The sequence below is a fragment of the Cohnella sp. GCM10012308 genome, from assembly GCF_042649185.1.
Classification (GTDB): domain Bacteria; phylum Bacillota; class Bacilli; order Paenibacillales; family Paenibacillaceae; genus Cohnella.
This window is the reverse complement of the sequence record NZ_JBHRYU010000020.1, coordinates 75,258-91,037: the sequence shown is the minus strand read 5'-3', so window position 1 is coordinate 91,037 and position 15,780 is coordinate 75,258. Positions and strand designations below refer to the sequence as shown.

Here is a 15,780-nt window from a genome sequence, read left to right as displayed (position 1 = left end):
CCCTCCCAATTTCTTATGCGCTCACCCACGGGCGGGCACAGCGACCAGTCCTCGTTTTCCAGTTATTACCCTTCGCCATCCGCGAGTGAATCAATGAATATGTCGGCGGAAAAAGGAAAAAGGACCGTCCCGGTCTCCGAGGAGACCTGATGGACGAGCCTTTTCGCGATTTGCTTAATGAACGTTGTCGTCGATGCTTTTCACGTAAATCTCGCTGCCGTCCGCAGCTCGCGTGGATTCATGCGATCTCGTGGCCTCTTCGACCTGGCCGAACGACCAGCTCGTCGCCGGCACATCCGGGAACGATGCCTCTACGCCGCCAAGCGGACCGCGGTACAGGAGCCGGTTGATCATCGTAACCGCCTCTTGGCGGATGATCGGCGCGGCAGGCTTGAAGGTGCCGTCCTCATAACCCGTCGTCAGCGCGTTGCGGAACAGCGCTTCGATCGCTGCCGACGACCAGCGGCCCTCCGCGTCCGCGAACTTCGGATCGAGCGGCTGAGCGACCTTCAATTTCAGGTAGCGAACCATGACTGCTGCGAGTTCTTCGCGCGTGACGGGGCTGTCCGGGTGGAAGCTGCCGTCCGCATACCCCGTGAAGATGCCGTTATCCGAAGCGATGCGGATGTACCCGCTCGCCCAGTGCCCTTCGCGGACATCGCTGTATTGCGCTTTGAGCGTCGTGCTGCCGCCGTCGATCAGGCGCGCGATGATCGCGGCCAGTTCGGCCCGGGTCAAAGTCCGGTTCGGAAGGAACTTTTTATCCGGATAACCAAGAATATAGCGGATATGCGAAACGTTGCCGTAGCGATTGGAGAAAATAAGCAGCTTGGCCGAAGATTCTGCATTGGCTGCGCCTTCCGCAGCCATATTCGCTGCCGAGGCTTTGGCATCCACCTCGGCCATCCGTTCCGCGGCGTCGATTTGCGGCCACTTGAGCTTGACCGCAAACTGTCCGCCTGCAGCCATTTCCACCGTGCCCGGTTTCCAGACGATCTTGCCGTCCAATACCTTACCCCCGGCAGCGTCCAGCACTTCCGCGCCTTCGGGAATCGCGAGCGTGATTTGCGCGTCTTTTGCCGCAGCGTCGCCGTTGTTTTTGTATTTGACGGTTACGGTCGCCGTACTGCTCTCCTCATAAGCGCTGCGGTCGATCGACACGTTGACGATCAGATCCGGCGTGCCCTTAGGATCCGGCTCGGCCGGCGTAGACGGCACGACCGGTGACGGCGATCCGGACTGCGGCGTCAGCGGCACGTCGTGACGCACGATCGCGAACTCGACCGGAATGGTCGAGCTCACGTACGTCTCGTATCCTGTCGCCGTCACGACCAGGTAGTAATCGGTAGTCGGATACACCATGTAGGCGTATTTGCCGCCGTCCTTGCTCGTTTGCGGGTTCTTGTTGTCGTTCGGCGCGAAGCCCGCGATCTCAGGCAGCACGACTTCGGTGCCCGGCGTAATGCCCGCAGCTCTGTTGCGCGGCGTATCGGCATAGTAGAGGACGACGTGCGCGCCGTCGACAGCCGTGCCTGCAACCTTATCCGTAATGTCGCCGTAAGGGTCGATCAGTTCGTCGAGAATGTTGAGCTCGCCGTCCGCGGACAGCTCGAACTTCGGCAGCGTGCCGTCGTTGTCGATCGCGTTCATAATGATTTCTTTAGCCGCTCCGCTGTTCTGGGCGTCGGGCAGGCTGTACACGATCGCAAGTCCGTATTTCTTGCCTTTGACGAGGCCCGGGATGCTGAACACGCCGCTCGGATCGAGCGCGAACGCGTCTTGTCCGTTCACCGTGATGAACGCGCCGGTGTCCGGGTCCTGGATCTTAATCTTAATTTGCGCCGCCATATCGCGGTCGGCGGAATCTTGTTCGTTCAGCAGCTTCTGCGAGCCGTCGGGCTTCGCGAGAACGATAATGCCCGTCGCGACCTTGTCGGAGTCAAAGTATTCTTCGCCGTTGCCCGTAATTTGGCCGACCTTCGCCGTCTGCTTAAACGATACCTGCTTGGTCTCGCCGCCGACGGTGACTGGCTTGATGATCTCGATGTTGTAGTCGAGATCCCCCTCAGGAACCGGGATGGCGTATTGTCCCAGCTCGTCCGTCGTGGTCTCGGCGGAGAAGCCGATTGCCGCGTTCGTGATGCGTACCGTAACGCCTTTTTCGACGACGCGCTGGCCGTTTACCGTGGCGGCCACGACGCCGCGGATCGCGGCGGGCTGGAACGTTACGTTGAGCTGCTTCTTGCTGTAGATGCCTCTATCGGTATCGTACACCTCCGCCATGATCGGAATGACCTGGGCGGTTGTGCTCGCGATTTTGGAGGTCTTATACGGAATGACCGCCTGGCCGAATATATTCGTCACGGCTTCGTCCCCATCAGGGAAGGTGCCGGACGGCGCGCTGAATTTGACCTTGACGCCTGCGACAGGCTGCGCTTCGCTATCCAGCAGGGTCGCCGTCAGTTGCGACGTAGAGACGCCGTCGCCGATGAGCGTGTCCGGATTCGCCACAAGGCGGATGACATACGTGCCTGGCTCGGCGATTGCGATCGTCACCTTGGCTGGTGCGGACTTGGCGCCATGGTTGTCGGTGACCGTGAAGGTGAAGCTGTCTTCACCGCCGTAACCAGGGTTCGGCTTGTAGGTGTAAGTGCCGTCCTCGTTTACTGTCACTACGCCGTGCGATGGATCGCTCGCCTTGTCGAAAGTCAGCGTGTCGCCTGGATCCAGATCGCTACCATGCAGCGAACCGTCGTATACTGCGCCATTCACGCTTATCACGACATCATGCGCGATAGCGGTCGGTGCCCGGTTCGTGATCGTGATCGTCACCGTAGCCACGTTGGAGTCGGCCTTGCCGTCGGTTGCCTTGAAGGTAAAGGTGTCCGTGCCCGCATAGCCGGCAACCGGCGTGTAGGTATAGCTGCCGTTCGGATTCACCGTGACCGTGCCGTAAGAACCGGTTGTGTTTATTGCGTATGTCAACGTGTCGTTCGTATCGGCATCCGTGGCGGAGAGCATGCCGGTTACCGCCGTATTTTGATACGTGGACTTCGCGCCGTCATGCGCGACAGGCGCGACGTTCGCAGGAACGATCGGGCCGTAGCCTGCGCTTACGACCGGAGAGCCTGTGATTACGCCTGCCGTCGCTTTTGGCGTGACCTCGAAGAAGATGTATTTGCCCGCATCGCCAGCCGTCAGCACGTAGCTGCCGGAGGTGGCGCCGGTAATCTCTACCTTGCCCGCACCAGTCGCCTGGCTATCGCGGTACCATTTGTACGTCGGCGTCCCTGTCGGATCGCCGTCCACGTCGCCATACGTATAGGTACCCGTCAGCGTCTCGCCGACAACCTTGTCGCCAGCGATATTGACGTTCGTCGCTGTCGGCGGCGCATTCACCGTAATCGTCACCGTCGCGGTGTTCGAATCGGCCTTGCCGTCGTTGGCCTTGAACGTAAAGCTATCCGTGCCGGTGTAGCCCGTTGTCGGCGTGTACGTGTACGAGCCGTTGGCGTTAACCGTCACCGTACCGTGCAACGGGTCGCTCACTTTGCTGAAAGTCAGCGTATCGCCCGTATTCGTGTCCGTTGCCGGAAGGGTGTCGGTCAGCGCCGTGTTCATGTTCGTTTTCTTCGTGTCGTCCGTGGCCACCGGCGCTACGTTCGCAGGTACGATCGGGCCGTAGCCTGTGCTTAGGGTCGGCATGCCCGTCAGGACGCCCGTCGTTGCCTTTGGCGTGACTTCAAAGAAGATGTATTTGCCGGCATCGTCAGCTGTCAGCGTGTAGCTGCCGGAGGTGGCGCCGGTAATCTCTACCTTGCCTGCACCAGTCGCCTGGCTATCGCGGTACCATTTGTACGTCGGCGTCCCTGTCGGATCGCCGTCCACGTCGCCATACGTATAGGTACCCGTCAGCGTCTCGCCGACAACCTTGTCGCCGGCGATATTCACGTTCGTCGCCGTCGGCGGCGCGTTCACCGTAATCGTCACCGTCGCGGTGTTCGAGTCGGCCTTGCCGTCGTTGGCCTTGAACGTAAAGCTATCCGTGCCGGTGTAGCCCGTCGTCGGCGTGTACGTGTACGAGCCGTTGGCGTTCACCGTCACCGTACCATGTGACGGGTCGCTCACTTTGCTGAACGTCAGCGTGTCGCCCGTATTCGCGTCCGTTGCCGGAAGCGTGTCGGTCAGCGCCGTGTTCATGTTCGTCTTCTTGGTGTCGTCCGTGGCCACCGGCGCCACGTTCGCAGGAACGATCGGGCCGTAGCCTGCGCTCGCAACAGGCGTGCCTGTCGGCGTGCCCGTTGCCGCCTTCGGCGTGACTTCGAAGAAGATGTATTTGCCGGCATCATCAGCTGTCAGCACGTAGCTGCCGGAGGTGGCGCCGGTAATCTCTACCTTGCCCGCACCAGTCGCCTGGCTATCGCGGTACCATTTGTACGTCGGCGTCCCTGTCGGATCGCCGTCCACGTCGCCATACGTATAGGTACCCGTCAGCGTCTCGCCGACAACCTTGTCGCCAGCGATATTCGCGTTCGTCGCCGTCGGCGGCGCGTTCACCGTAATCGTCACCGTCGCGGTGTTCGAGTCGGCCTTGCCGTCGTTGGCCTTGAACGTAAAGCTATCCGTGCCGGTGTAGCCCGTCGTCGGCGTGTACGTGTACGAGCCGTTGGCGTTAACCGTCACCGTACCATGTGACGGTTCGCTCACTTTGCTGAACGTCAGCGTGTCGCCCGTATTCGCGTCCGTTGCCGGAAGCGTGTCGGTCAGCGCCGTGTTCATGTTCGTCTTCTTGGTGTCGTCCGTGGCTACCGGCGCCACGTTCGCAGGTACGATCGGGCCGTAGCCTGCGCTCGTGGCAGGCGAACCCGTCAGGACACCTGTCGTTGCCTTTGGCGTGACCTCGAAAAATACGTACTTGCCAACGTCGCCGGCGACCGACGTGTACGTGCTGCCGGTTGCGCCGTTGACCAATGTCTTGCCCGTGCCGTCCGCACTACCGCCGACGTACCACTTAAACGTCGACGTGCCCTCTGGGTTAGCTTCGGCATCGCTATAGGTGTAATGGCCTGTCAGCGTTTCGCCGACGACCTTGTTGCCGGTGATATTTACACCGGTAGCCGTTGGTGCGGCATTTACAATCTCCGACGTATCGGTCACTGGTGAGGACGGATTGCCGTTTCCGTTGACAACGCTCGCGGTGACTTTAATAGTCCCCATCGCCAGCGTAGACAAATCTACTGTTTTCGAATAGTCTCCTCCGCTCACGACCGTTGTTGTAAAGGTCAGGATCGTCCCTGCCGAATCTTCTACGGTTAACGTGACCGTGTCATTGACCGACGCCTTCGTCGTAGTACCCTGAAGGATCACGCTGGATTTCTCTGCGCCGGATAGCTTGCCGTCGCCGCCATCGTCTACATTTAATGTTATCGTAGGAGAATCCGCATTGGGATATACCTTTGGATCGTCAAAAGCATTACTTACGGCACCAAAGTTAAGCGAGAATTGTCTGCCACGATTCGTACCATTGCTTAATGTGTTCGTATTGCCGATTACGACACTGATGCTCTGCACAGGCGCTGCATATTGTGCAATAAATGAAGCAGAGTTGTCGAACTGAACGCCGTCCAACGAGGAACTAATACCTGAAAATCTCGTACGGCCAGCCGCCGGACGATTAATCGCCGCAGAATTCGCGTCATAGATGGTAAGTTTAGATCGATACGCAATCGTGCCGGAGTTTGGGTTGCCGATTTCATAGCTGGAAAATCCCGCTACCTCGGCATACTCTTGCGCGGATGCGCTGCCGTCCAGATCGATAGCCGTGAGATGGAAACCGACCAAATAAACGGGTTCGCTTGTCCCGTTTTTAACGAAGCTAATCTCGAACAAGACCCCGCCGGCGCCACCGCTTGTCGTAACAGTGGGATTAAACCGTCTCACGATTGCAGCGCTTGTATCGGAGGTATCGTCGTCTAAGAGATTGAGCGTTGCCGTAGTATTGATGCTCACGATTTTGACCAATGCGTCGACCGACACGCCGTTTTTGGTCAACACTTTGCTATAACGATAGATGTTCCCGGCAACGTAACTTGACGAACTACCCGACTCGAGCGAAGGGTTCTTCGTCGGCGTTGTCTTGGACGTGAAGTCTAAGTAGTCGCTGCTAGACAAAGGTACTAGCAAAGGTTCAGTCGCCGCATTTGCTCTCACAGGAGACAAAGAAATGGATGACAAAATCAGCGTAACAACCACTAGATAAACAAAAAATTTAGTTCCGGCCTTTCGAAATCCTGTCATATGGCTGAAGCCCCTTCTTATAAAGAGTATATTCCAAAATTAAACAAAATATTTTCCATTATCCTCCTATGGTCTATTGTCAGCTTTCATTCACAGGCCTTTTTTACTATTATTAACGATTGTTCTGAACATCTACTGAACAATTTTCTATTTTCTTGTCATGTTGGCTATAAATAAAAAAATCCTCCCGAAGGAGGACGTCTACATCCGTTATGGAAGGTTTAAAATGAATTATTTCAGCTTGCTCGGCAAAATCTTGCGAATGTCATTCGTATCGATAACGAGATGAATATTGTCCATCGTCCGAAGCGAGCCCGAGATCGTCCCTACCAATCTACCGGCATCGTCTAGCAAAGGTCCGCCGGACATCCCGCTGACGATCTGCGAGGAGGTCAGAATGCGATCGCGGCCGTTGATTTTCGCCGCAGGATTGTTGATAATGCCTTGCGTGATAATCGGCGTGTTTTTCAGCGGATAACCGATCGCAAAGACCGTCTCGCCAAACTTCAAAGACTCAGATCTTACGGTCAGGTAAGGATATGCGCCGCTTGTCAGCTTGGCCGTCTTCGGATCTGGCAGCTCGAGCACCGCGGCATCCGTCAACTCGTCGTACCCGACCACTTTAACCGGACTAAGCACCCGCCCGTCGCTCAACTGCGCTTCAACGCGGGCAGCGCCCTTCACGACATGATAGGCGGTAAGTGCGGAGCCTCCGGCCGAGATGATCGCGCCCGAGCCTGTCGCTTGAAGCGTACCCTCGCTGTCCAATACTCGCAAATACAACGTAGCAGTGATGGCCATATCGTAGCTCTGTACGGCGTCGATGCTATCCGTCTTGGCCGCGCTCCCCGTACCTACGCTTAAGATCAAAGTTGCCAAGAGCGCAAGCACCATACCGGCAAACCTTATTTGTGCTCTCACCAATGTCCCTCCTGTCTAAGGTGTAAAATGGCGGGGCATAAGCCCCGCCATTCGGACGACTGTTATTGCACGGCAGACATGATGTCTTGATAAGCCCAGTGCGTGGCAGGAAGATCGCTGAACCGGACGGGCAGTGCTTCAGTATTAATCCCGATGATCCGGTTGATCAGCACGACCGCCTCTGCCCGCGTGATCTTGCTCTCCGGACGGAAGGTGCCATCCGGGAAGCCCTTAATATAACCTGCCTTGGTCAAGGCGCCGATGTAGCTCTCGGCCCAGTGACCTTTGACATCGCTCTGTTTGACGGTGCCGCCGGATGCCGGATCCAGATGAAGTACGCGCGTCAGAACCGCAGCGAACTCCGCTCTGGTCAGTCCCCGATCTCCAGCGAAGCCGCCGCTCGGATACCCTTCGATAATGCCTGCTGCGTTGAAGAAGGCAACCGTATCTGCGGAATCCGATTTGACGTCATCGAACAGGTTGGCGACGCTGACTTCCTCTTTGTCGAGCAGCGGCGACAGCGCGTCGACAAGCTCGTAACGCGTAATCGCCTGGCTCGGCTTAAAGGTATTATCGGCATATGCCTTCATGTAGTTGACATCTTTCGCGTCTTCTTTCAGGCTGTAGCTTGCATTTTCCACCTTGTAATCGATGGAGACGACTTTGTTGTCCTTGTCGGTCATGAACTTGACCGTCATGCTGGAGCGAAGAACGATCGGCCCCGTGTAACGCGTGCTGTTCGTCGTCGGAGTCGTACCGTCCGTCGTGTAATAGATTATTTGGCCGGTCGGCGCGTTCAGCTCCAGTTTGCTGTTCTTGGCGACAACGACAGGAGCTGTGCCCGTCGTATCCTGCGTCTTGGTGCCGATAGCTGCCGTTACGGGCTCGGTCGGCGTTACTGGGGCGGATCCGCCACCACCGCCGGCAGGCGCAGCTTGGGCAAGCCAGCTGTCGCTGAACAAGTCGCTGTCTTCTTTGCCGTCGGCGACGGCGATCGCTTTCAACGTCGTAGTGCTTGTCAGCAGCACGGAGCCCGTGTACAAGGTCGACGTGAACGGATTCGGCGTCGAACCATCCAGCGTATAATAGATTTTCTCGCTTGGATCGATTACGCGGAAAATGACCTGTGTCGATCCGTTAAACGAGCGACTGTCCGATTGAGGTTGCGGCACAGCTGCTTTTTCCGCAAACTTGAAGTCCGACGGACCGACAATGATATAACGCAATGCGTCACCATAAGTCACTTTCAGCTTCACCTTCTCGCCTTGCGGCACGCTGCCTTTCAGTTGGCCTTCTTCGTGACTAAGGCTCAGCGCTGCTGGAGGCGTAAACGCCGTCCAAGTCGGTGAATTCGTCTCGGTCTGTGACAAGACGAACTTGCCGGTGAGCTTGTTCAAGGTATCCTGCACGCCAGGAATGATCGCTGCCGACGCCAACAAGCCATCGGCCGTATCACTCCAGCCGGAGAGGATTGGATAGAATCCTTCCCGAACCGCCCATACATTAGCATCGAAGCTCTCCGGCAGCTTGCCGTCCGTCAGACTTGCGGCGGACATGCCGACTGCACCCGAGATATTGCCCGCAGCAGGATTGCCGGAAGCATCGAAGTACGGCGTATTGCGCTTGAGCGCCTGAGCGTTGTATCGCGATCCGGTTACCGAAGTACCGTCGATGATCTGGCCGGCGATTCCGCCCAAGTAGGATTGCCCCGGCAAGATCGTACCGCCGATGCCTGACCCGACTTCGCCGGAATTCAACGTGCGCAGTATCGAACCGCCTTCGGCCAGACCGACGATGCCGCCGGACCAGGCTTGCACAGTCCCCTTGGCCACGATTCGACCTGCGGAGTAACCGTCCTCGATAGTGCCTGCGCTGTTGCCTGCGATACCGCCGGACTGAGCTTCCTTGGCTTCAACCGAGACATCCGCCATTGAGAACGACTTCAGTACCCGGCCATCTGCCGTATTAACGGCGGCGATGCCGCCCGCAATAGCGCGGCCTTCCGGAGATGTGCTCTGAATCGCGCCCGAGCTGTAAGAACTCTCGATTAAGCCGCGGTTAACGGAAGCGATGCCCCCGGCACGATTCGTGGCTGTCACTGCAGCGTCGCGTACGGCAACGCCCCGAATGATGGCCCCGGTATCGTTGACGCCGGCAACGACCGCAGCGTCGCCGGTTGAGGAGACGATCGGCCGATCGAACATGATATCGACGATCTCGCCGCTGTTGGCCGACGCGAAGCTTGCCGCCACGCTGCTGACGGGCAGAAGCGCAGTCAGTGTGCGCTGTCCGCCATCGAACGTGCCCGTGAACGTCTCGTACGGCACAAAGCGAATGCCTTCGAGGTTTAAATCTGCCGTCAGCGTTAGCTTAGGCAGGTTCGGCGCCTCGGTTGCCGACCGGTTAAAGAGCTTATAGTAAGCTGCGCCGGTCGCGTTCTTCAGCAATACCGTTCCTTGAAGGCGAGGAACCGTAGCGATCTCTACGTTGCCAGCATCCGGTTCGCTCAGGAACACAGTATCGACGTCGATGGTCCATTCGCCCTTGGCATAAACATCGATCTTATCTGCCTTCGTCGCCTGTCCCGAAGTGCCGCCGTGCCCGACCGGATTCGTCTCGCCCGTGTAAACGGCATTCGAGAGCGCGCCTCCCGTCAGGAGATTGCCGACAATGGTACCCGTGTAAATGCCGCTGCCGGTCGTCGGTGCGCTCACTTCTTTAATGTCGGTAGAAACACCCTCCAGGGTTCCGGCGTTCGCGCCGGCGATGCCGCCGGTATGCGCGCGAGTGACAGCCTTGGTAGAGGAAGCCGCGACTTTTTGCTGCAGCGCATAGGAATTAACGATGGAACCTGTTGCTTCCACGGATCCGGCCAGACCGCCTGTGCGCAGATCCAAACCGCTGTGCTGAACGTTGCCGGAGGCGTATGCGTGCTCAATGCGATAATGATCCACCGAGCCGACCAAGCCGCCAGCATAAGAAGCCGACTTCGCGGTAACGGTGACTGCGCCCTTGGCCCAAACGTCGCGGACCAGCGCTGTATCGGGCCCGGTACCTGTGAGCTGTCCCGCGAATCCGCCGACCATCGGCGTATTAAACGAGTTGGCTTCCGTAAGTGTCACCGGCAAGTCCGTCGATGCGTTCTGGATCGACGTGCCCGATGCCTTGCCGACCAGACCGCCGGCATGGGTGTATGGCGTTTCGCCTACCGCAGAGATCGCGCTCGCGACGACCAGTTGCTTGCCGCCGGAAGACAGCACTTGCGTATAGTAGATTCCGCCGCCTGCTGCTTGGCCTACAGCTCCGCCAGCATCATATGCCGTGCCGTTTGCCACGCGAACGCCGCTGTTCGTCTTCGAAGCTGCGATAACGCCGTCGCTATAACCGGCAAGACCGCCTGCCACGATCGTGTCGCCGCCGTTCACGGACAGATCGGTTTGCGAGTCCGCGTAGTAGATGGAAGCATTGCTGTTCTTGCCGACGATGCCGCCGGCATACAGCTTGCCTTGGAAGTTCAAGCTGCCTGCCGTTTGCGAGCCGCCCTTCATTTCCGCCTGATACAGCCCCGGGTACAAGGGGGTCATCAGGCCAAAATCGAACGCCCGATCCCGATCGGTTGCGGACAGCTCGCCGACGATGCCGCCGACGACGGTATCGCCGCTGCGCGTCGTAGCGCTGATGTCGCCCGCCATCTTCGTCTTGTAGAGAACCGAATCCTTGGCGGAGCCGACAATACCGCCGGCCGTTACGGTCACGCCCGCGCCGCGTACGGTAGCCGACGAATCGATATGGCTGATAGCCGTATTTACCGTCTTGCCGGCCAAACCGCCGACAAGCGCGCTCAGGCTGTCGCCCGAGGAGGCGACATTGATATCGCCGATCGTGACGTTGCGAATCTCGAACGCATTATTACCGGCGCCTTCTTTGATGCCGACGACACCGCCCACGATACCTTTGCCCAGCACGTGAATGCCCGGAACTTCGTCGCTCACGTCGATGTCGGACAGAACCGTGCCGATCGCCGCGCGACCGACCACGCCGCCGATGACCGATTCCGGTCCTCCTGCCTCCAGAGAAGCGCCTTCGAACAGCAGCTTCACGTTGCTGGCCTCGCCGGACTCGTAGCTGCCGATGACACCGCCGACGATATTGCGGTCGGCGTTGGAAAGAATCCGGAAGTCCGGAGATATCGAGAGCTCAAATCCATGGATATCGCCGGATTGCCGGCCGACGATACCGCCGACGATGGCGTCTTCGGTGTAGCTTACAATCGAACCCGCGGTTGACGTGAGCGACAGTTGCCCGTCGATCGGGTACGTATTGTCCCCGACGAAGCTGCCGACGACCGAGCTATTGTATGCCGCTTCGACGCCGCCGTCGTTCACAATCAGGCTCAAGTTGCCAAGCGTACCTTTATTGCTGCCTAGTATCCCGCCGACGACGCGCCCGCTGACCTTGGCTCCGCCAAGCAGCCGGACTTCAATACCGTCTACGGTCCCTTCATTGAATCCTGCCAGCGTGCCCGTATACTCAAGACCGGCAACGGCCAGCGGCTCAAGCTTGATCTTCTCTACCTTGCCTTCCGCGGCGATGACGCCGAAGAGGCCGGAATACGCATGAGCAGGTTGCAGGCTGAGGCCGTCGATGAGGTAGTCTCCGCCGTCCAAATGCCCGCGGAACGGATTCTCCAGCTTGTCGCCGATCGGCGTCCATTGCCTGGACTGGATGTGAATCGGTCCGACGATCTGAATGTTGCGATCCTTGAAGTCGAACCGATCGACGCCGGCGATGCTGCCGTTAACGATGCCCGCCAGACCGGCCAGCTCCGCTTCGGTAGAAATCTGGAAGTTGATCGCGCCCTTGTCGTTCATGTACCAGTTGATGTTGGCGTTAACGCCTCCGCTGGTATCGTCGCCCGTATTGGCGATCCGGTTAACTTCCGGATACTTGTACTGGGCGTCGAGCGAGCCGTAGCGCCAAGCCTGGACAAAGTCCCATCCGGATTGGCTTGGGAATACGGTCCGATCCCGCAGCGTGCTGACGCTCACGGTATCCAGTCGCAGCGGCTCGTCCAGTGCCGCGACGGTGCCTGCGCCGAAATCGGACAATCCGACGTTCAGGTTGTTGGATGCGTCTTTGACGACATAGTTCTTATACAGAAGCTCGAGATCGGAGCTGTCGTAGCGACCGGCGTAGGCGCCGGCTGCCGCGCCGCCCGAAGCAAGCACCTTTGCAGCGGAGTAGGTATACGAGATCTTGCCGTCTGCGATACGACCGGCCAGACCGCCGACAAAAGAATGATCCTTTGTTGCGGAAACTTCGCCTGCTGCATAAGCATTTTTGACGGTGCCCGATGCCTGGTCGCCGACCAGACCTCCGACGACGCTATAGCTGCCGCTAGCCGTAGCGATGCCGGAGAAGTAGGACAGCTCGATACTGCCGCTGTTGCGTCCGACCAGACCGCCAAGATAGACAGGGACGGAAGAAGCGCCCGTCGCTCTGCCCGTGACTTCGATATCCACGTAGGAACTCTTGACGGCGCCGTCGTTTTGTCCGACCAGGCCGCCAACCAGCGTGTTCTCGCCTTCCACGTTCAAATTCGCGTTGGAATACGTGTAATACAATGTGCCTGTCGCCCGGTTAATGCCGGCCAGGCCGCCCACGATGGCATCGCGGCCACGCGAGATTACCGGAACCTTGTCGGCTACGTTGTTATTCGCGATCAGACTGCCGTTGTCGCCGACCATGCCGCCGACCAAAGCCGACGGAGCCGTGACGTTCACGGTGCCGATCGCCCGGCTGTTGCGGAGCGTGCTGACGGCGCTGCCGGGATTGATAACCGGATCGCCTGCGCGGGCGGCATTGACGCCGACCAGACCGCCGACCGTCGTGCCCGTAGCCGAAGCGTTAACCTTCAAGCTGAGACCTTCCGTCGAGCTGTCCGCGATAAATGAGCCTGTCGCTAGATTGTAGCCGACCATGCCGCCGACCACAGTGGACGGATTGTTGACGTTCAAATTAATGCCCGCAGACATGATCTTCTCGATGCGGGTCGCTTCCGCATAACCGGCGATGCCGCCGATGATCGGATTGGTGGAAGCTGCGACCGTGCCGATCAGAAGATCGTCTACGTTGACGTTCGTTGCATCGCCGACAATGCTGCCGTCAATGATGCGGCCGGCGATGCCGCCTGCTGTCGGACTTGCCGCCTGAAGCGAAAGATCCACAAAGTTCGGCGCATCCGCCATTGCCTGCGGATTGACGATATCGGTGCTCTTCGCATATCCGACGATGCCGCCTGCGTTGATGTTCGGCGCCAACACGCTGACTGTCGGTTTCTCTCCGCCGATTAGCTTAACGTTGTTCAGGCCGGCTCGCCCGCCGTCCGGGCCTTCGGAGCGGCCTACGATGCCGCCTGCCGACGAATCGGCGCCCGAAGCTTTGATCTCGATCGCTTCTGCTGTCGAGTTGCTGACAGAACCGCGGTTGAGGCCGGCGATGCCGCCGATCGAACCGCGCGCGCCCGAGGCCGTAATGACAGTGTCGTTTACCTTGCTGCCCGCAACCGCACCATGATTTTCGCCGAATACGCCGCCCAAGCGGACATCCTCGCCGGTGGATTTCAGCTGCACGCGTTTCACCTCGACAACCATGACCGGTGCCCGATTGACCCCGACTGCGCCGCCGAAGCTGCTGTCCGTCGCGCCGGCATCAATCAGGAAATCCTGCACGATCACCGGCGCTTCCGTCGTACCTACGCTGGCTTCGGCTGTCAGACTCCCTGCGATGCCGCCTGCCGTGTAGAGACTCTTGCCGGCGCCTGCGGCAATGCCGACCCGCGTGACCTTGCTGCCCGTAATGGTCAGCGGCTTCTCGTTGAGGCCGGCGATACCGCCGACTGTCCAGCTATCGGCGCCGCTGGACAAACCGGTGACGGCCTCCAGCTTGACGCTGTCATAACCGTTGTAATCCGCTGCGCCTACCTCTGCACCATAGACGCTGCCCTGCATGCTGCCGCCGACGCCGCCGACGGCGCTGCCGACCGTATGCGTTTTAATGGAGATATACTTGACGGACACCCGGTTGACTGCGCCCTCAATATATCCCCCGATACCGCCGATCGTACCGTCGGCATCGAGCGTCGCATACTTGCTTGCGCTGCCGCCCACAGCGACTTGGGTGTAATGGCCGCTGCCATCCCCGTTCGCGTCGCCGACGCCGCCGCCCTTGGCGTAGCCGACGATGCCGCCGGTGTAGGCATTGGCGCCGTTAGCGACAATGTCGGCATTAAACGATACATTCATGATCGTGCCGCCGACAGAATAGCCGGCGAAGCCGCCCGTATAGACCTTATCCGTGCCGATTGCTTGAATGTTGACTTTATTCAGGAACGATCCCGACCAGCTGTAGTTGTCTCCGAAATAACCGGCAACGCCGCCGGTATAAACGCCAGTGCCACCGCTATTGTGGATCGTGCCTTTGTTTTCGAAGCTGCCGCGGAGCACGGACCGGTCCGTAGCAGGGGCTTCTGCGGCGCCGACAAAGCCGCCCGCATAAGAACCTGTTCCTCCGGGGGTATCCACGGTAATGGTTCCTTCGTTCTTTGTCAGGCTGGAAATCGAGATCCGCCCGCCAACCCGGCCGGCGATCCCGCCGGCGTAGCTGACTGTCGCGCCGGTCGCGCTGATATTGCCCTTGTTGACGATCGGCGTATCTTGATCCTCGAGTTCAAGGAGGCCCTCGACATAGCCGACAATACCGCCCACACCGACTTTTCCGCCCTTGCCGTTTACGGTTATATCCTTTTGGTTCTCGGCTTGCTTGATCCTTAATCCGTGAGCGCCGCCGTAGCCGGCGATGCCGCCGGCGTACGAGGTGCCGTTCGTTGTTACCGTTTTGGTATTTACAACGTTAGCGATGGTGCCCTCGCCCATACCCACGATACCGCCGGCATACACGTTGTATGTCGCGTCGGTCACGCTGATCTCGATATTGTTGGTGATGTTGTAGACGAGGCTGCTGCCCGTCATCTTGCCGACCGCAGACCCCGCGTACACTTCGTACGCGGAATCGGCGACGCTGATCCGGCCGTTGTCGGCAAAGGTGAAGCCGCCGAGCGTGCCGGCCTCCATATATCCGATCAACCCGCGATAACTGAGGTTGTCCGGAATCTTCATCCCCGAGATCGTGAATCTGGCGCCGTTTTGCGCGATCATCGTTCCTTTGAAAGGATGTTCTTTGTTACCGATCGGCAGCCACTCGTAGCTAGAGAGGTCCATATCGCCGGCGACCTCAAGAATCTTGTCCTTAAAGCCGTTCACCTTGCCGTCCGGATCTTCGCTGACAAGCTTCGCTACGCCGGCCAGCATTTCGGGCGTATTGATATTGAACGTTGAATAAATGGGATTGTACCAGTTCGTCTGTGCCACGGAATCCCACGTCTGCGGATCCGCCATAGCCTTTGGCCCGAAGGACAGAGCCAGGCTCCCCGTCAGCACCGTCGCCAGGATTGTCCCGACGACGGATTTAAGCTTAAATGCCATCTTCACACCGCCTTAAGGA

3 protein-coding genes are annotated in these 15,780 nt (G+C 58.7%); all 3 read right to left on the bottom strand.

Going from position 1 to position 15,780, the window contains the following annotated elements; genetic code table 11:
* Positions 1–174 precede the first annotated feature (174 nt).
* Positions 175–6,183, bottom strand: a complete 6,009-nt coding sequence (locus ACFOTD_RS20700; protein ID WP_378121833.1) for an Ig-like domain-containing protein — start codon at positions 6,181–6,183, stop codon at positions 175–177.
* Between the two features lie 345 nt (positions 6,184–6,528).
* Positions 6,529–7,218 (bottom strand): S1C family serine protease, encoded by a 690-nt coding sequence (locus tag ACFOTD_RS20695; protein WP_378121832.1) that lies wholly within the window; start codon positions 7,216–7,218, stop codon positions 6,529–6,531.
* 62 nt (positions 7,219–7,280) lie between these two features.
* Positions 7,281–15,761 (bottom strand): S-layer homology domain-containing protein, encoded by an 8,481-nt coding sequence (locus ACFOTD_RS20690; protein ID WP_378121831.1) that lies wholly within the window; start codon positions 15,759–15,761, stop codon positions 7,281–7,283.
* Positions 15,762–15,780: the final 19 nt, after the last annotated feature.